Source organism: Shewanella sp. Choline-02u-19, from assembly GCF_002836205.1.
Lineage (GTDB): Bacteria > Pseudomonadota > Gammaproteobacteria > Enterobacterales > Shewanellaceae > Shewanella.
Map to the genome: position 1 here is coordinate 2,013,577 of NZ_PJBE01000013.1, position 18,457 is coordinate 2,032,033.

Sequence of the window (18,457 nt, forward strand, 5' to 3'; positions counted from 1 at the left end):
TTTAAGCCGCTAAACTGCGGGCGTTCCACATATTAAGTTTGCCGCTACAAACTGCGGGCGTTCCACATATTAAGTTTAAGCCGCTACAAACTGCGGGCGTTCCACACATTAAGTTTAAGCCGCTACAAACAGCGGGTGTCCCACATATTAAGTTTAAGCCACTACAAACAGCAGGTGTTCCACATATTAAGTTCAAGCCGCTACAAACTGCTGGCGTTCCACATATTAAGTTTAAGCCGCTACTAACAGCTGGCGTTCCACATATTAAGTTCATTAACCAAGCAGCGGCATAAAAGGGGAATAATTATGTTTGATTTATTAATGCAAGCACTTGGATTGGGCAAACCTGTTCGTAAGAAAGTTAAACTTCCAGAAGGGTTAAATCATCTTGAAGTCATTCCAGCTAAAGGTTGGTGGAACTAGTACACCCCGTTTAACGCCTAAGGAGAACGACCATGCTTATTTCTTTGATGCAGATGTTAGGGCTAAAAAAGCCTTCACGTAAAAAAATACAGCTTCCTGAAGGGCTACTGCATTTGGAAATCGTTACCGCAAAAGGTTGGTGGAGCTAGTTTTAGATACAAGAATCTAAAATTACACAGACAAAAAAAGGAGCTTATGCTCCTTTTTAGTTTCTCTGTATAAGATACAGATTCTAAAAATTCAAATCTCTAACCAAAAAGATTGTTTCCCCATGGCTTTTTTGTATGCCAGTTGCTTATGCGAATTAAACAAAGGATAAGCGGCAGGGCCAAACAAAACCCCAGCAAAAGCCCATCGTTTGACAGGTAACCCGGCTTTAAACGCTGTATAGCCTAACAACAAACCTGAAAAAACTAATACCAATACGATTGTGAATACCACTTACCTACACCCCACATCAAATAAGTCAGCGTCCATACCTGAATATCTATTTCGGCACCTATTATATAGTCAAACCAGCAGAGGGGTGAGTGTTTTTTAGTCAATTTATTGTCACTGAAGTAAAACAAAGCGGCCAAATGTAGCCGCCTTGTTAATTTTTTGACGCTTTTTAAAACTTACTTGAAAAAGAAACTCTGTTCGCTTGCCATCTGTTTCAGTCTCTCTGCTGGTTCAAATCGGTCGCCAAATCTAGATTGGTAAGCCGATAGAATTTCAACGAGTTTAGCAGGACCTAGAGTGTCAATATAATGGAAAGGACCGCCTAAGAATGGTGGGAAACCGATCCCAAATATAGCGCCTATATCGCCATCACGAGCTGAAGCGATTATCCCTTCATCTAAACACCTAACCGCTTCGTTCAGCATCTGCACGACGCATCGTTGCGCCACTTCATTAGCATCATTATTTTGAGCTGGCGTTAAACCAAGCACGGTATATACGCTACTGTCGACCTCTTTAGATTTCTTTTTACTACCGTATTGATAGAAACCTTTGCCATTTTTACGGCCCTTTCTATCATCGGCTAATAACTTATCAAACGCGGCAGGTGCTTTAAAGCGCTCGCCGAGTTCTGCTTCCAATATAGGGGAAATCTTAGCGCCAACATCAATACCGACTTCATCGAGTAACGTCATTGGACCGACGGGAAAACCAAACTTAACCAGAGCCTTATCTAAATGCTCTACACTCTGCCCTTCTAATAGCAGCTGCGCAGCTTCATTCATGTAAAGCGCCAATATTCGGTTGACGTAAAAGCCAGCGCCGTCTTGCACAACAATGGGGGTTTTACCCTGTTTACGCGCAAACGCAACGGTGGTTGCTATCGTCTCAGCAGAAGTCTTCTTATGTGCAATCACTTCGACTAATGGCATTTTTTCTACCGGAGAGAAATAGTGCAGACCGATAACATTCTCAGGTCGACTTGCAGCTTCCGCAATTTGAGCAATAGGCAAAGATGAGGTGTTGGAAGCGAAAATAGTGTTTTCACCGCACTCTCGTTCAACATCTTTCACCATCTGATGTTTAAGAGCAAGATCTTCAAATACGGCCTCAACAACGATATCGGCATCTTTAATACCTTTATATTCAGTCGTTGTGGTCATCAATGCCATTAAGTTGTCGCGAGCAGCTGGTGTCATATGACGACGCTTAACCCCTTTATCCAGCAATTTATAAGCATAAGACAATGCATTGCTCAAACCGGTTTCGCTGATATCTTTTACTCGAGCTGGAATTTTTGCTTTGGTTGTTGTAACCGAAGCAATACCGCCACCCATTAGACCGCCACCCAGTATCATCGCTTTTTTTACTTTACGTGGTTTAACATCACCCGCGCCGGTCTCTTTTTTCATCTCAGTAGTGGCAAAGAAAATACTTCTAAGCGCTGCAGACTCGTTAGACATAACCAGATCTGAAAAGTGGCTTGCTTCCACCTCTAGTCCCTTGATTAAACCTTTAGTCATACCTTGACGAACACAATCAATGATCTTTGCAGGCGCAGGATAATTACCTTGTGTCTTCTTAGCGACTTGCTTGCCAGCTTGGTCAAAAATAATATTACGACCAACGCTAGTGCCTTCAAGCACTTTATTAATCAATGACTGCTTTTTCTTTTTCGCAGAACGTTTGCCCGCTAATGCCATCTCAATTGCAGTGCGCATCAAAATTGACTCAGGAACAACATCATCAACCAAGCCCATTTTCAATGCCTGCTTAGGTCGAATTTGCTTACCTGTAAGCATCATATCCAAGGCGGTAGTGATCCCGACTAAACGCGGTAATCGCTGAGTACCACCGCCCCCAGGAAGCAAACCAAGCTGTACTTCAGGTACGCCCATCATCGTTTTGCCATTGAGGCTACAGACTCGTTGATGACATGCTAGCGCAAGCTCTAAACCACCGCCCAAACAAGCACCGTTTATTGCTGCAACAACGGGTATATTTAAATTTTCTAGCTCATTAAAGACCACATGCCCTTGCTGAGAGAGCAACTTCGCATCCATCGCCGTTTCACACGCAGCCAACATAGAGATATCGGCACCCGCCACAAAAGAGTCTTTTTTGCCTGAGACAAGTACTAAGCCCTTGATACTTTTGTCAGCTTTGATCTCAGCAAGTATTTCGCTGATCTCTGGGCCAAATTCACTACGTAGCGTGTTCATTGTCTCGCCTGGCACATCCATCGTCAGAATGGCAATACCGTCTTCTCGACGATCTAAATTAAATGTCTTTTCCATTTGAGTTACTCCACTTCAACTATCATTGCAGCACCTAAACCACCCGCAGCACATGCTGTTGCGAGACCCGTTCCGCCACCACGGCGTTTAAGTTCATGACAAACTTGGGTAATAAGTCGCGTACCTGTTGCTGCAAAGGGATGTCCATAAGCTAAAGAACCACCCAATACATTAAATTTACTCATATCAATGTCACCAATAGCACGGTTACGACCTAGCTTTTCTGCGGCGAATTTCTTCGAGCCGAACATCTGCATGTTGGCTAATGTTTGGGCAGCAAATGCTTCATGCATCTCAATAAGTGTAAGGTCTTCTAGCTCCATTCCTGCACGCTGTAACGCCATTGGCGTCGCGTAAGATGGGCCCATTAGCATGTCTTCCCACACATCAATCGCAGTAAACGCATAACTCTTTATGTAACCAATAGGCGTATAACCCAAGGCCTTGGCTCTGCCTTCGCTCATAAGCAATACTGCAGATGCACCATCAGTTAATGGCGTGCTCGTTGCTGCCGTCACTGAGCCGTGTTTACGGTCAAATGCTGGACGTAATTTTGCGTAAGACTCAAGCGTAGAGTTTTCACGGATATTATTATCGCGGTCAATAAATCCTTTATAAGGAGGCACATGGGCAGTCATAACCTCTTGGGCCAGTTTGCCAGCGTTCCACGTTTCGGTCGCTAATGTATGCGAGCGATGTGCCAATGCGTCTTGATCTGCACGGCTAATGTTATAGGTCTTCGCCATCTGCTCAGCCGTTTGCCCCATTGACAATCCCGTCGAAAATTCTGCGACAGCAGGCGGTACAGGAAGCAAATCTTTCAAGCCTAAACGGCGAAAAATAGACAGTTTCTGACTAAAGGTACGCGCTTTATTAAGGTCCACGAGTGCATGTGCGAGCTTTCTCGAAACACCAATGGGTACAACAGAAGAAGAGTCTGCTCCACCAGCAATACCGATCTCCATATTGCCAGTCATGATTGACTCGGCAACGTTGACCGTTGACTGAAAGCTGGTCGCACAGGCGCGAGTCACACTATAGGCATCGGTACTCACATCCATGCCAGTGCCTAAAACGATTTCACGTGCGATATTGGGCGCAGCTGGCATTAACACAACCTGACCATATACCAGTTGTTCAATTAACTTGGGATCAAGTTCTGAACGTGAAATTAGTTCATTAACAACCATTTTGCCCATATCTAACGCTGATACGCCATGAAATGCGGTGGCTTGTTTAGCAAATGGCGTCCGTAATCCCGATACAATCGCGATTCGTTCGCCTCTAGCGTTAGTGACTTGCTGTCTTTTACTCATTTTCCACCCTCTTGTTCTGCGTCGCTAACCATTGAAGTTGCTCGCTTTATTATATCCCTGAGAAACCTGTCTAATATTCGACAAACAGGTCTGACCATTAAAGTGTGATCTGATTCTAACTTTTAAATGAAAAGTTTTAAACACTTGTTTGTTTTTTAACACTAGCCAAAACCCAATGGAATTATTTACCATAGAGATTGTCCATAGTATCTATACATAATAAATTGAGTACCATCATGCCTTTGAGCCGATTTCACGCACTACGCGAATACCTAAATACCGTTATTCTCGGACAGCCGACACTAACTGAGAATTTACTCATCGCGCTCATTGCCGATGGACACCTGCTTGTAGAGGGTCCTCCTGGCCTTGCAAAGACCCGCGCAGTCAAAGCATTGTGTGAGGGTGTAGAGGGAGATTTTCATCGGATTCAATTTACCCCAGATTTACTGCCCGCCGATCTTACAGGCACGGATATATATCGCGCCCAAACGGCAACCTTCGAATTTGAAGCGGGCCCCATATTCCATAATTTAATTCTCGCTGATGAAATAAACCGCGCCCCCGCAAAAGTGCAGTCAGCGTTGCTTGAAGCAATGGCCGAAAGCCAAGTCACTGTCGGTAAAAATAGCTATCCACTGCCCGAACTGTTTCTGGTTATGGCAACCCAAAACCCTCTTGAAAACGAAGGGACTTACCCACTACCAGAAGCGCAATTAGACCGTTTCTTAATGCACTTAAATCTTGATTATCCAAGTGCTGAAACTGAGTTTGAAATTTTACGTCTTTCCCGTAATGAAGCACTAAAGAAAGAAGTGCCGAAAGTGACGCCGATTATTCAAGCCGATATTTTTGCAGCGCGAGAGCAGGCTTTACAGATCTATCTTGCTGAACCGCTAGAAAAATATATTGTCGACATTGTAATGGCAACTCGCCAGCCAGCCGCTTATAGCCCTGAGCTAGCAAGTTGGCTTGAGTATGGTGTTAGCCCGCGCGCAACCATTTCGATTGAGCGTTGCGCCAGAGCCCGTGCTTATTTATATGAACGTGATTTTGTCTCACCTGAAGATATTCAAGCTGTGGCACCCAATGTATTGCGCCATAGATTATTGCTGAGCTACCAAGCGCAAGCTGACGGCGTGTCTGCCGACGATGTGATCAACCATATTCTTTCTCAAGTTGCGGTTCCTTAATGGTCAATTCAGAGCTGCCTCTTTTTGCGGATGGCATCAACATCAACGAAAAAGAGCTACTTGCTTGTCAACGTATTGCGCGGGCGTTGCCTGAGAAACGGTCCAAGGCAAGAGCAAACTTAGCCGGACATCGAGCGAGCGCGATCAAAGGCCGTGGGATGGAGTTTGCTGAAGTTCGTCAATACCAAAGCGGTGATGACGTACGCACTATCGACTGGCGCGTAACCGCCAGAACAGGCAAAACTCATACGAAATTATTTGTCGAAGAGCGTGAGCGCCCTATCCTGATATTGCTCGACTTAAGCCATAGCCTGTACTTTGGCTCAAGCTTGCTACTGCAATCGGTGCAAGCGGCGCACGTCGCCACCACGCTCGGGTGGAATGCCATTTTACATGGCGACCGACTCGGTGCGGTTATCGCGACAGAGCAAGAACACATAGAGTTGAAACCAAGAAGCCGACAGCAGGGTATTTTGCAACTTGTCTCAGCCATTAAACACCTGCATCAACGTCAATTAGATGCCCTGTCGGTTCAGGGATCTGAACCCGATCACATGTTAAAAGCATGCCAACGACTGCGGCGTCTCGCCAAGCCAGGCTCTCTTATCTGGATAGTCTCAGACGGAAGCCATTTTACCCCAGCCTGTTTGGCGATGCTGTCCGACCTGAAACGTCATTGTGATATGGGCGCTTTTCTCATTACAGATCCTTTACGAGAAGGTAATTTGACCTTGCCGAAACACTTTCAGCTCCCCGTAAAGGACGGCAGTAAAGAGCGCATCATCGATAGACACAGCTATGAGCATTGGCTCAAGAATCAACAGCAAATTAAATCGGTATTCACTGACATGATGCAAAAAATTAATGTTGAAACCCGTGTTATTGATGCTGGACAACGCCTAAATCAACAATTGGGAGCATTACGATAAATGGCTGTGCAAACTCCAGCAGCAAATCCTGCTTTAGCATCACTACAAGATATTCAAACCCCGACAGAAATTGGGCTTTGGCCGCTGGCTTATGGATACTGGCTCTTGCTACTTGTCGTGTTGATATCTGTCGCTGCAGCTTTTATTTACCTCAGAAAACGCCGGCAGCACACCGCAGCTAAAAGAGCAGCATTAGTGGAGCTCGCAAAGCTGGATCCGAGCACGGCACAATACATCACCAATGTCAGTGAAATATTAAAACGGGCAGCAATGAGCTATTGCGACCGTTCATTGGTTGCAGGCTTATCGGGCACTCATTGGTATGCTTGGCTTACAGCGCAAGTGAACTCCCCCCCGGTTGAATTATGTGAACTGCTTAAATTGAGTTATCAGCGTACAGAGCTGACTCAATCACAAGCGATAGCATTAAAACAAAGTGCAGAACATTGGCTAAAAAGCGCTCTTCCGCTTGATTCGAAACGGCTTGACGCTGCCTTAGCCGTCAATATGGAGGCTAAATAATGTTAACACTAGCGCTGCCATGGTTATTACTATTATTACCACTGCCACTTCTTTTTAGAAAACAGCAGCAACAAGTTAAGCTGGGGGGTCACCTTTATCTTCCAGGAAGTGATATCGAGTCCCAAAACCTACCTGTTAAAATAACGCCGAGTACAAAGAAAGGTTATTGGATCTTGTGGGTATTATTGGTTATCGCCGTTGCAAGGCCATTATGGATGGGTGAACCGATAGAGCTGCCCAGTAAAGGGCGTGACTTAATGTTGTCCGTTGACTTATCTGGCAGCATGCAGATAGAAGATATGGTCATCGACGGCAGAGCCACCGACAGATTCACACTTATCCAACATGTGGTTAGCCAGTTTATTGAACGTCGAAAAGGGGATCGCATAGGGCTTATCTTGTTTGCGGATCATGCTTACCTGCAGTCCCCTCTCACCCAAGATAGACGCACTGTAGCGCAGTATCTGAATGAAGCGGAAATTGGCTTAGTCGGCAGGCAAACCGCCATTGGTGAAGCGATTGCTCTAGGGGTTAAACGATTCGATCAAGTAGACGAGAGTAATAGAGTGCTTATCTTACTTACTGATGGCGCTAATAATGCCGGTACAATATCGCCAGAAAAAGCAACTGAAATAGCCGCTAAAAGAGGGATCACTATCTATACCATTGGCGTAGGAGCTGAAGTGATGGAGCGTCGCACTCTTTTTGGTAAAGAACGTGTTAACCCTTCGATGGATTTAGATGAGCCGCAGCTTAAACAGATTGCCGCTAAAACGGGCGGTACCTATTTTCGCGCGCGAAATGCCGAAGAACTTGAACGTATCTATCAAGAGATTGACAACCTAGAACCCATTAGCCGAGAGCAATTAAGTTATCGCCCACAATCGGAGCTTTTCTACTGGCCTTTGGGCTTGGCATTATTACTTTCAATATTTAAAAGTATTGGCCAATTATCTATTTTTAGTCTTAAGCCTAAACAGCCATCGGGAGGCCATTAGCCATGCATTTTTTACGCCCTGAGTGGTTTTTGGCGATCATTCCACTTGTCATTCTGCTGCTTTTTATTAAGAAAAAACAAGGTGCCAGTTCCAGTTGGAACCAATATATTGCACCTCACCTTGCCAACGTATTACTCGGCAGTACTGAGAGAAAGCAAAGTCGTAATGTTTTCTATCTTGCATTTGCTTGGTTAATTGCAGTGCTTGCGCTATCGGGTCCCGCATTGGAAAAAACGGCGCTACCAGTCTATGAATCGGCTCAAGGTCGAGTCATAGTTATGGATATGTCGTTATCTATGTATGCTAACGATCTATCACCGAATCGACTAACCCAATCAAAATACCGAGCCACAGATCTGATTGAGACGGTAGTAGAAGGTGAAACTGGCCTAATCGCTTATGCCGGTGATGCCTTTACCATTAGTCCATTAACACGTGATAAAGCTACCTTATTGAACCTATTGCCGACGTTAACGCCAAGTATCATGCCCGTTAAAGGCTCTAATGTTGAAGTCGCGCTAGAGCATGCCAAGTCATTGTTAATTCAGGGAGGGCATGTTCGTGGTGATATTGTGCTTTTTACCGATGGTATTTCCAGCTCGCAACTTAATCGAGCACAATCCGTCTTAAAAGGCAGTTCCTACCGCCTAGGTATTCTGGCTTTTGGCAGTGAACAAGGTGCTCCTATTCAACTGCCCAATGGTCAACTATTGCGTGATAACGGTAATCAAGTCGTCATCGCCAAAACAGATTATGGATTGCTACAAACATTGGCATCGTCAGCCAATGGTACTGTGATCCCTATTCGTGCTGATGGTCAAGATGTAACCCAACTCGTGCAATGGCTTGCCAGCACAAAAGACACTAAAGAGAGTGATTTAGAGGGTGAAGTTTGGCAAGATCTGGGCGGCTACATCGCACTATTATTACTACTCCCCGCTCTGCTTAGCTTCAGACACGGCATTATCGGTGCCTTTGCGTTAATGGTCATTATGCAGCCAATCCAGCCCGTTTATGCCGATAGTTGGGATAACCTTTGGCAAACTCAAAATCAACAAGCATCAAACGCCTATCAAGCTCAGCAGTATCAAGCTGCGGCAGAGCAATTTGAACAAACTCAATGGCAAGCCAGCGCCCGTTATAAGGCGGGTCAATTTGATGAAGCTCTTACAGGCTTTGAGCAAGATACCTCTGCTAGTGGACTCTATAACCAAGGCAATGCGCTCATGCAGCTCGGCCAGTATGATAAAGCCGAAAAGCGCTATCAACAGGCACTCGACCAAGCGCCAGAGATGGACGCCGCTAAGCAAAATTTAGCCCTAGCAAAAGAGCTGCAACAGCAACAAGAGCAGCAAAAACAAAATGGCGAAGGAGATGACAGCCAAAAGTCAGATGAGCAACAGCAGTCTGACGATTCAGAGTCTAGTGATAAACAATCACAAGACAGCAGCTCTGAGTCTAAAAATGGCCAAAGTGAACAGAACAAAGAACAATCTGATGATGCCAATTCTGCAGATGATTCTGGCGATGAATCCGCTGAATCTCAGAAAAATGAAGAGGCTGCGCAGGACGCTGAGCAAAACTCAGATAAAGAGCAGCCCAATGATAATGATGCTGCGATGGAAGCCGAAAATTCAAAAGATGATTCGAAAGATGAATCTCAGCAAAGCCAGCAAGCCAAAGCGCAACAATCCGCAGCTGAAAGTGATGAACAAGAAAATGAACAACAAGGCTCAATGGCTCCAACAACCCCTTCAGATGAACCTCTTCCGCCAGAAATGGAAAGAGCATTAAGAGCGATTGCAGACGACCCGCAGGTACTACTCCGTAATAAAATGCAGCTTGAATATCAGAAACGACGCCGCCAAGGCATTAATACCAAGGAAAACCAACAGTGGTAATTCGACATCTATGTGCGTTCTTAATTGTAGCCTTAACCGCTGCGACACCCGCCTATGCAATCACCAGCTTGCAAGCATCGGTTGACCGTAATCCTGTAATTGAAGGTGAATCTCTGGTGCTAACGGTTGTTGCTGATGACGATCTCAACAGTGGTGAGCTCAACACCTCATCACTGCTAAAGGACTTTATCGTTGGTAGAACAAGCATCAGTCGCAGTAAACAGATCATGAATTTTGATGCGAGAAATGAGACTCGTTGGCAAGTGCTTTTATCGCCAAAATTTGGCGGAAACATCACCATCCCCGCCTTCAATATTAAAGGCGTGAGTTCTGCGCCCATTACCCTTGCGGTAGTAGATAGAAAGTCGCAACCGCAACAGATGCAAGATATCTTTATGCGATCGAGCTTATCCTCAGAAGAAGCTTATGTCGGCCAAATGTTAACCTACAGAGTGAAGCTTTATCTGGCACTAGAATTACAACGCGGCGTGCTTAGTGCACCAGTGCTAGACGGCGCTCAAATCAAGCAACTGGGTGAAGATAAAGACAGCAATGAAATCGTTAATGGCAAGCGTTACCGTGTCATTGAACGCGCTTATGCCATTATCGCCGACCAACCCGGTGAACTGACCATCAATGGTGCCAGTTTTTCTGGAGATGTACTGGTACAAACCAAACGCAATGGCGGTATGTTTTCATTCAATGAAAGTCGGCCGACTCAAACTCAAGCGCCAAAATCAATCGTATTGATCAACCCTGAGCCTGTCGAGTATCAAGGTCAGTGGTTAGTATCTGATTTAGTTGTGTTAAAAGAAGATTGGCCGACAACACCCGTCGAGTATAAAGTCGGCGACCCAATTACTCGTACGATAAGCTTATTAGCGTCTAATGCTGATGAGACCAGCTTGCCCGACATCCGATTATCAACACCTGCTGAGCTAAAAACTTATCCAGAAAAGGCACAACGAAAGTCGTTTGTTCGAGATAAACAAATGGTGTCACAACTCACGCAAACCACCGCAATAGTGGCGACAAAAGCCGGCACTTACACGCTACCTGAAATAAAAGTCCCTTGGTGGAACCCCCACCTCAAACAGCAGCAATACGCCACCCTTCCCGCCCGTACGGTTGTCGTCACGAGAGGGGAAATTGCCGAGTCAGTGAACATCCATCAACCACCAAACACGATTCAAACAACCACTGCAGGTTACTGGCCTTGGTTAACTGCTGGTTTTGCGTTGTTATGGTTATTAACGCTAATGCTTTGGCTCAATGCCAGAAAAAAACAGGCAGTAAGCACGACTAAAAGCGACGACAGAAATCCAGTGACTATCAATAACAGTGCCCGAAAATTACTTGAGCAAAGTTGTGCTGCAAAAGAGCCAACAAAAGTCATCAACGCACTAATAGCTTACTACTCTGAGCTTTTAGGACAACCAATAACATTGCGAGATATAGCCAATATATCAGTGGAGCTTTCTATCGAAATCGCCTCATTGCAGCAATCTGCTTATAGCAAAAACACCACAGATATTGACTACAAGCAATTACTCAACATCGTTTTGACGACAAAAATGAACGATAAACAGAGTAATACCTCTGCCCTTAATTCACTCAACCCGCAGATATAACGATTACGGAGTAATACATCATTTAAAAAATGACGCTCACTAAGAGCGTCATTTTTATATCAGTAACAGAATCTACCGCTATTTTGAGCCTATCTGTTTACACTATTTTGTTCTTGGCTTTGTTTAGTGATTCCACATATTGGTATTCGACGATGAACAAGGTTAAGCTGTGTTTTATTGATCCAGTTAGAAAAAATAAAAAATGTTTGATAGTTGGCGAAATAAAAAGTCGAGCACCACGGTCTCTTCAGACATGGTTAGCAAACAAAGACGATACGATAGCCTTGTCAGGGCACTTCATACCGATATATACCGTTATGCCTATTGGCTATGCGGCGATAAACATATCGCTGAAGATATCACCCAGGAAACGTTTCTGCGCGCATGGCGTTCACTTGATTCATTAAAAGATGAAAAAGCCGCAAAAGCATGGCTGATTACCATTCTCCGCCGTGAAAATGCACGACGTTTTGAGCGTAAACAATTTAATTACTCTGATGTTGAACAAGAGTTTATTGAAGACACGTTTTCAAGCAGTACCGAAGACCATGCTGAACAACATTTATTACAGAGACAAATTTCAAAGTTGGAACTTGAATACCGAGAACCGTTATTACTGCAAGTAATTGGTGGTTTTAGTGGCGAAGAAATAGCAAAGATATTAGATCTTAATCGAAATACTGTTATGACTCGTTTATTTAGAGCAAGAAACCAACTGAAGGATGCACTCGAACAACCGACTATCAGAGGTCAATCCAATGGATGAGCTTAAATTTCGCCGCCAAGCTTATGGTGAGCCAAATAACCAAGATCCCGAGTTCCTTCACGCAGCAATGGAATCGGCAGAAAGAGAAGCCTTTTTAAATACTCTTAAAGGCTTAGATAACAAAATTGAAAAAGCACTGAGCATTGATGTACCAGATGATCTGGTGGCTAAGTTGTTATTACGCCAACAGTTGCAACATCACCATGCACAACGTCGTAAAACAGGATTTGCGTTTGCGATGGTCGCGTCAGTGGCCTTCTTAGCGGGTATTACCTTTACGTTAATGCGTATGGGGCCTGTTGATCTAGGACAACATGCTTTGGCACATGTTTATCATGAAGATAAAGCGCTTCATCTTGATAAAAATGTCCAATACCAAGACGTTAACTTTCAACTAGCTTCGCTTGGTAATATTGGAGATATGCAATTTACCGAGCAGCCAGGTAAAGTGTTTTACAGTACCTATTGTGATTTTCAAGGGGTAAAAAGCCTGCATTTAGTGATGCAAGGTGAACACGGAAAAGTCACCCTATTTATCGTACCGCTAGAAGACAGAATGGTATTAGAAGAAGCTTTTGCCGATAATAAATATAAAGGTATGGGATTTGAAACTGACAACGCATATATGTTGCTCGTTGGTGAAGAGATCCAAGACCTTAATTACGTTAGAAACGAAATTAAGCAAACATTCATCTAGTCCTTTGACAACCAATGGTGCTATTTACGCGCCATTGGTTAGATCTACATCACAATTCCATCATTTATTGAGCCCATGCTCGAATATCTGCTAGCATAGCGCCACAACTAAAAAATGATAAAAGCGTATATATCTCATGACCATTGAATTACCCATTTTAATTACCTTCATTGGCTATCTTGCCTTAATGATGGGCATTGGCCTTTGGGCTTACAAGGCAACTGATTCTGTAGAAGATTACATTTTAGGTGGCCGCGGCATGGGGCCAGCGGTAACGGCACTAAGTGTTGGCGCTTCTGATATGTCTGGCTGGCTGCTGCTTGGTTTACCTGGCGCCGTCTATTTAGGGGGTTTAGGTGAAGCTTGGATTGGTTTCGGATTGGTCTTTGGTGCCTGGTTAAACTGGCTGTTTGTCGCCAAGCGATTACGGATCTACACCGAGTTTACCGATAACGCACTGACCCTTCCCGACTTTTTCGAAAAACGATTTGAAGATAATAAAGGCATACTCAAGTTAGTCTCTGCTGTCACCATATTAGTGTTTTTTACCTTCTATGCGTCGTCTGGCATGGTAGGCGGCGCTATTTTGTTTGAGAAAGTCTTTGGCCTTGATTACACACTCGCATTGATTATTGGCTCGAGCATCATTGTGGGTTACACCTTTGTCGGTGGCTTCTTTGCGGTAAGTTGGACCGATTTCTTCCAAGGTTGCTTAATGTTAGTGGCGTTACTCATTGTGCCCATCGCCATTTTTAGTCAACCAGAAACACAACAAGGGTTTGAAGCACTCGATCCTGCTATGCTGTCATTATTCAGCGAAAACACCACCTTTATTGGCCTCATATCGCTACTTGCTTGGGGGCTAGGCTATTTCGGTCAACCGCATATCCTGTCACGTTTTATGGCGATTGGTTCAGCCGACGATATTCCTGTTTCGCGCCGCATTGCAATGAGCTGGATGCTCATCGCATTATTGGGCGCGTTGGCGACCGGTATCGCAGGAACATTATACTTTGCCGCGAGTCCACTAGAAAATCCTGAAACCGTGTTTATTCATCTAGCACATGCCGCCTTCAATCCATGGATAGGCGGATTACTTATCGCGGCCATATTGTCGGCAATTATGAGTACGATTGATTCACAACTACTAGTTTGTTCAAGCGTCATTACTGAAGACTTTTATAAAAAGTGGTTACGCCCACAAGCGCAAAGCAAAGAACTCATGCTCGTTGGTCGCATCGGCGTACTTGCCATTGCAATCATCGCAGGGATCGTTGCATTGAATCCTGAAAGCAGCGTACTTGGACTCGTTAGCTATGCGTGGGCAGGTTTTGGTGCCGCATTTGGTCCAGTCGTATTAATGTCGCTCTTCTGGCGTGACTATAGCCGCGATGGCGCTGTTACCACTATCGTTGTTGGTGCCGTTACTGTGGTTATTTGGAAGCAACTAAGCGGAGGGATTTTTGATCTTTACGAAATCTTACCTGGCTTCCTTTTTGCTACAATAGCCGGTGTGCTTGTTAGCAAATTAAAAGCACCTTCAGACGCAGTTAAAGCGCAATTTAATGAGTTTGAAGCAAAGCTATAAACTTGTAATTTGGCACTGTCACTAAAAAGCGTACAGGTGTACGCTTTTTTTATATCTCTCTATTAAGCCCTTGAACAACCAGCCGTTACATACTATTAACCATAAGTTAAACTTAGAGCATCTCTCAAGCCTCTATGCTATATGGCTTCTTTTTGAATATTCAATCGAATAGATATTTTTTTGGACATGAAAAATATTTAATTAACTAATATTTAACAACATTTTAGCACTGGTCGGAGTTGTCAGCTTACTATTACCTACCTAATATGCACTGGTCTAACAAGTGGATCTTACAGTTAATTTAAATTTAACACTCATATAAGTAAGACCAATAATAATAGAGATGATAATAATGAAGTATTTCAACAAGACTCTTATCGCAGTATCTGTAGCTTTAGTCAGCACACAATCAATGGCCGCAGGCTTCCAACTTAACAGCCAATCAGCAACGGGGATCGGTCGCGCATTTGCGGGTGATGCTGTCATCGCCGATAACGCATCCGTTTTATCTCGTAACCCTGCAGCAATGGCCATGTTTGACGAGAAGCAACTCTCAATGGGCTTAACGTATGCAGACGTAGAGGTTGAAGTCAGTGATGTGTATATTAATTCGAACGTTGGGCAAATTCACTACGGCAATGTTCCAGACGCAGCCGAAGCTAAAATTATCCCAAACTTTTACTATATTAGCCCAATCAACGACAAGTTCGCTTACGGTGTTGCTATGTTTAGTAACTTCGGTACTGGTACCGACACTGGTGATTTGTCACAACCAAAATCCATCTTAGGCGGTAAAGCGACAATTCCTGCACCCGTCGATTTACTCGGTAAAACTGAAGTAACTACCATTAACTTCAACCTAAGCGCGTCTTACCGTATTAATGACCACTTCAGTGTTGGTGCCGGTTTAGATGTTATTTATGGTCAAGGCACACTGACTCGTTCAGGTGAACTGCCTCTAGCGCCAGATGGTTCATATGTGCCAGTGGATCTTGTAGACGTTGATGCTGATGGTGTCGCCTTTGGTGGTATTGTGGGCGCCGTTTATGAAATTAATGCTAATCATCGTATAGGCGTAAGCTACCGTTTCAGCCCAGAATTTACTGCTGACGGTACCGTAAAGTTTGGTGGAACCGATTATCAAGAGATCAACATCCCGATCCCTGATATTTTCCAAGTTGCTGGGTTCCACCAGTTAACAGACAAGTTTGCATTGCATTACACTGCACAAATGACAACTTGGGGTGACTTCCATGAAATCACAGTAACGGATCCAAGCGAAGCACAACTTAAAAAGTACGCTTGGGATGACTCTTGGCTATTCAGTGTTGGTGGTACTTACTCACTGACTGAAAACTGGACTGTACGCGCAGGCTACATGTTCGACCAAGGTGTTGTTGGCGAAGTCAGCTCTATCTCTATTCCTGATTCAGACCGTCAGTGGTACACAATGGGCGCTACATACAACGTGTCTAAGCATACGAGCATCGACTTTGGTATCGCCTTTATTCGAGGTGAAGAAACACAGCTAACTGAACAAAGTTCTGTTTTAGGCCTTGTGGGTCAGCAGATGCCTACATTAGGTGATGATCTAGGTACTGTGCACGCGACAACGCTATCAAATGCAACTTACTATTCAATGCAGTACAACTACAAGTTTTAACGCTGTATTTACATAAACGAAAAAGCCGCATTCATTGCGGCTTTTTTATTGCCCACATTCCATTAACCCTATTTCATTGTACTCAATCGATAAACCTTGCTAACGTGAGCTTATTACACCTCATTTTGAAACTGAACTTATGCAAAAAAATAATACTCTAGCCGCGATTATCCTAGGAGGGTTTATTTGCCTTGGATTAGTGCTGATGGCCAATACCGTTGGCGATAAGCTAATAAAAATGAAATCAATGGAACGTACCGTCACGGTTAAAGGTTTAGCCGAGAAAGAGGTGCGCGCCAATGTCGCCATTTGGCCCATTCGCTTTACCGAAGTCGATAACGATCTCGACAACCTTTATGCAAATGTGCAAACTAAAACAGAAAAAGTGGCCACGTTTCTAAAGCAACAAGGTTTTGATAAGTCAGAAATAACTATCTCACTTCCCGCTATCGATGACCGATTAGCCCAAGGTTATGCGGATCCTAATGTGAAGTTTCGCTACGCAGCAAGAGTGTCTCTCTCACTCTATACCGATAAGATCGACCTACTACTTTCAGCCCGCAGTAATATGCTGTCACTTGCTAAAGAAGGCATTGCTATCTCAGATCAAGATTACGACAGCAAAGCACAGTTCTTGTTTACCAAGCTCAACGACGTTAAGCCGGAGATGATCCAATCCGCAACTCAAAATGCACGCCAAGTTGCCGAGAAATTTGCGAAGGATTCTGACTCAAAATTGGGAAAAATTAAAAAGGCCGCTCAAGGTCAATTTAGCATTAACGACCGAGATAGTAATACGCCGTATATAAAGAAAGTCCGTATCGTCTCTACATTGACCTATTACCTTAATGATTAACCCGCCAAAACACCTTTAGCGCTTTAGCATTAAACGCGTAATGACACGGTCGACAGGTGCTGCAATTGCGCATAAAAGCATATTCATCGCATTTTACTAATGAATAATGATTGCGCCTTTGAAATACATCCATTAGAATAATCTCATGGATGTATTTTAGGTAATCAACGATGGCAACTTACGCTCCCCCCTTTGCACTGCTCTTATTATCGCTAATGTCTAGCCTAGCTTTACCTACATTGGCCTATGCTGCATCGACGGTTGATAGCGTTCCAACCATAACGGTTGAATACACCTCCTACCCCAATTGGGTTGTACTAGATGCGGTTATCGAGCCAACAAAAGCCGCTACGGTGTCGGCGCAGACATCGGGACGTATTATAAAACTCAATTATGATGTGAATGATATTGTCGCTAAAAATGCATCACTATTAGAAATTACCAGTAAAGAGCAAGGTGCGCTATTAGCTGCAGCCGAAGCTGAATATGCAAGAGCAAATGCACAAAATGTCGAAGCCCAAGCGCAGTTGCAACGTTATAAAAAGCTTTTTCCTCAAGGCGCTATTTCTGAAGGCTCAATGGATGAAGCACAAGCTAATGCTAAATCAACTCAGCAAGCAGTCAGTGCAGCAAATGCAGGCATAGTGCAAGCCACTGAATCTTTAAAATATACCGCGGTAAGCGCGCCCTTTGCGGGGGTGGTGACCCAAAGGCACGTTGAACAAGGTGAGACCGTCAGCCCTGGGCAAGCATTATATTCTGGCTACTCTTTAACCCAGATGCGCGCGGTCACCCACGTACCACAACGTTATATCAGCGCCTTAAAGCTGCAGCCTAAGTTCAAACTCACATTAGCCGATGGCAAACACATTTTCAGCGACAAGCTCAATGTATTTGGCTTTGTCGACCAAGCCAGTCACAGTTATAAAGTGCGTATCGAACTGCCCACTGAAATATCGGGTCTCATCCCTGGCAGCCTTATTAAAGCCCGGTTTATTAGCGGTCAACGCCAAACAATGTTCATTCCTCAAACAGCCCTTATCACCATGAACGAGTTAAATGCCGTTTATCTACAGCAGAATAACAAGTGGGTGCTTAATCAAGTCAGAGTTGGCCAGCAGGACAGCGATACAATTGAAGTGTTATCAGGATTATCTAATGGTGATGTCATCGCAAGAGATGCTTATCAGACCTTATTGCGTTTACAAAAGCAGTCTAAACCTTAAGGAGCTGACA

The 18,457-nt window shown here is 44.2% G+C and carries 15 protein-coding genes; 13 read left to right on the forward strand and 2 right to left on the reverse strand.

Going from position 1 to position 18,457, the window contains the following annotated elements; all coding sequences use genetic code 11:
* Window positions 1–38 precede the first annotated feature (38 nt).
* The gene (locus tag CXF83_RS15540) at window positions 39–293 is read left to right on the forward strand and encodes a hypothetical protein (RefSeq protein WP_101098028.1); all 255 of its coding nucleotides are present in this window, start codon (window positions 39–41) and stop codon (window positions 291–293) included.
* A 747-nt stretch (window positions 294–1,040) separates the two neighbouring features.
* Here CXF83_RS15540 and fadJ read toward each other — a convergent pair.
* Entirely contained in the window at window positions 1,041–3,161 is a 2,121-nt protein-coding gene (gene fadJ / locus CXF83_RS15555; RefSeq protein WP_101089244.1) for a fatty acid oxidation complex subunit alpha FadJ, read from the reverse strand.
* A gap of 5 nt (window positions 3,162–3,166) precedes the next feature.
* Entirely contained in the window at window positions 3,167–4,477 is a 1,311-nt protein-coding gene (gene fadI, locus CXF83_RS15560; RefSeq protein WP_101089245.1) for an acetyl-CoA C-acyltransferase FadI, read from the reverse strand.
* 236 nt (window positions 4,478–4,713) lie between these two features.
* Between fadI and CXF83_RS15565 the strand changes: the two genes are divergently transcribed.
* The 12 genes from CXF83_RS15565 to CXF83_RS15620 all read left to right on the forward strand — a co-directional run bounded on the left by CXF83_RS15565 (window position 4,714) and on the right by CXF83_RS15620 (window position 18,447).
* Window positions 4,714–5,670 carry an AAA family ATPase gene (locus CXF83_RS15565; RefSeq protein ID WP_101089246.1) on the forward strand — a complete coding sequence of 319 codons (957 nt, stop codon included), beginning with the start codon at window positions 4,714–4,716 and terminating at the stop codon, window positions 5,668–5,670.
* Complete coding sequence (locus tag CXF83_RS15570) at window positions 5,670–6,599, forward strand: DUF58 domain-containing protein (RefSeq protein WP_101089247.1); 930 nt, start codon at window positions 5,670–5,672, stop codon at window positions 6,597–6,599. Before CXF83_RS15565 ends, CXF83_RS15570 begins: the two co-directional genes overlap by 1 nt.
* The gene (locus CXF83_RS15575; RefSeq protein ID WP_101089248.1) at window positions 6,600–7,121 is read left to right on the forward strand and encodes a DUF4381 domain-containing protein; all 522 of its coding nucleotides are present in this window, start codon (window positions 6,600–6,602) and stop codon (window positions 7,119–7,121) included.
* Entirely contained in the window at window positions 7,121–8,119 is a 999-nt protein-coding gene (locus tag CXF83_RS15580) for a vWA domain-containing protein (RefSeq protein ID WP_101089249.1), read from the forward strand. The genes CXF83_RS15575 and CXF83_RS15580 overlap by 1 nt, the downstream gene beginning before the upstream one ends.
* A gap of 2 nt (window positions 8,120–8,121) precedes the next feature.
* Window positions 8,122–10,020, forward strand: coding sequence for a VWA domain-containing protein (locus tag CXF83_RS15585; RefSeq protein WP_101089250.1), 1,899 nt, complete (start codon window positions 8,122–8,124; stop codon window positions 10,018–10,020).
* Window positions 10,014–11,651: a BatD family protein gene (locus CXF83_RS15590; protein WP_101089251.1), complete on the forward strand. Its 1,638-nt coding sequence runs from the start codon at window positions 10,014–10,016 to the stop codon at window positions 11,649–11,651. The genes CXF83_RS15585 and CXF83_RS15590 overlap by 7 nt, the downstream gene beginning before the upstream one ends.
* A gap of 202 nt (window positions 11,652–11,853) precedes the next feature.
* Window positions 11,854–12,417: a sigma-70 family RNA polymerase sigma factor gene (locus tag CXF83_RS15595; RefSeq protein WP_101089252.1), complete on the forward strand. Its 564-nt coding sequence runs from the start codon at window positions 11,854–11,856 to the stop codon at window positions 12,415–12,417.
* Complete coding sequence (locus CXF83_RS15600) at window positions 12,410–13,114, forward strand: DUF3379 domain-containing protein (RefSeq protein ID WP_101089253.1); 705 nt, start codon at window positions 12,410–12,412, stop codon at window positions 13,112–13,114. Before CXF83_RS15595 ends, CXF83_RS15600 begins: the two co-directional genes overlap by 8 nt.
* 136 nt (window positions 13,115–13,250) lie before the next feature.
* Window positions 13,251–14,702, forward strand: a complete 1,452-nt coding sequence (gene putP, locus CXF83_RS15605; protein WP_101089254.1) for a sodium/proline symporter PutP — start codon at window positions 13,251–13,253, stop codon at window positions 14,700–14,702.
* A gap of 352 nt (window positions 14,703–15,054) precedes the next feature.
* Window positions 15,055–16,365 (forward strand): OmpP1/FadL family transporter, encoded by a 1,311-nt coding sequence (locus CXF83_RS15610; RefSeq protein ID WP_101089255.1) that lies wholly within the window; start codon window positions 15,055–15,057, stop codon window positions 16,363–16,365.
* A gap of 139 nt (window positions 16,366–16,504) precedes the next feature.
* Entirely contained in the window at window positions 16,505–17,221 is a 717-nt protein-coding gene (locus tag CXF83_RS15615; RefSeq protein ID WP_101089256.1) for an SIMPL domain-containing protein, read from the forward strand.
* A gap of 215 nt (window positions 17,222–17,436) precedes the next feature.
* Window positions 17,437–18,447, forward strand: coding sequence for an efflux RND transporter periplasmic adaptor subunit (locus CXF83_RS15620; protein WP_101089288.1), 1,011 nt, complete (start codon window positions 17,437–17,439; stop codon window positions 18,445–18,447).
* Window positions 18,448–18,457: the final 10 nt, after the last annotated feature.

What these genes read in the sequence shown, in the direction of transcription:
- fadJ (WP_101089244.1), bottom strand. Translation starts at nt 3,161, where the DNA reads ATGGAAAAGACATTTAATTTAGATCGTCGAGAAGACGGTATTGCCATT.
- fadI (WP_101089245.1), bottom strand. Translation starts at nt 4,477, where the DNA reads ATGAGTAAAAGACAGCAAGTCACTAACGCTAGAGGCGAACGAATCGCG.
- CXF83_RS15565 (WP_101089246.1), top strand. Translation starts at nt 4,714, where the DNA reads ATGCCTTTGAGCCGATTTCACGCACTACGCGAATACCTAAATACCGTT.
- CXF83_RS15570 (WP_101089247.1), top strand. Translation starts at nt 5,670, where the DNA reads ATGGTCAATTCAGAGCTGCCTCTTTTTGCGGATGGCATCAACATCAAC.
- CXF83_RS15575 (WP_101089248.1), top strand. Translation starts at nt 6,600, where the DNA reads ATGGCTGTGCAAACTCCAGCAGCAAATCCTGCTTTAGCATCACTACAA.
- CXF83_RS15580 (WP_101089249.1), top strand. Translation starts at nt 7,121, where the DNA reads ATGTTAACACTAGCGCTGCCATGGTTATTACTATTATTACCACTGCCA.
- CXF83_RS15585 (WP_101089250.1), top strand. Translation starts at nt 8,122, where the DNA reads ATGCATTTTTTACGCCCTGAGTGGTTTTTGGCGATCATTCCACTTGTC.
- CXF83_RS15595 (WP_101089252.1), top strand. Translation starts at nt 11,854, where the DNA reads ATGTTTGATAGTTGGCGAAATAAAAAGTCGAGCACCACGGTCTCTTCA.
- CXF83_RS15600 (WP_101089253.1), top strand. Translation starts at nt 12,410, where the DNA reads ATGGATGAGCTTAAATTTCGCCGCCAAGCTTATGGTGAGCCAAATAAC.
- putP (WP_101089254.1), top strand. Translation starts at nt 13,251, where the DNA reads ATGACCATTGAATTACCCATTTTAATTACCTTCATTGGCTATCTTGCC.
- CXF83_RS15610 (WP_101089255.1), top strand. Translation starts at nt 15,055, where the DNA reads ATGAAGTATTTCAACAAGACTCTTATCGCAGTATCTGTAGCTTTAGTC.
- CXF83_RS15615 (WP_101089256.1), top strand. Translation starts at nt 16,505, where the DNA reads ATGCAAAAAAATAATACTCTAGCCGCGATTATCCTAGGAGGGTTTATT.
- CXF83_RS15620 (WP_101089288.1), top strand. Translation starts at nt 17,437, where the DNA reads ATGTCTAGCCTAGCTTTACCTACATTGGCCTATGCTGCATCGACGGTT.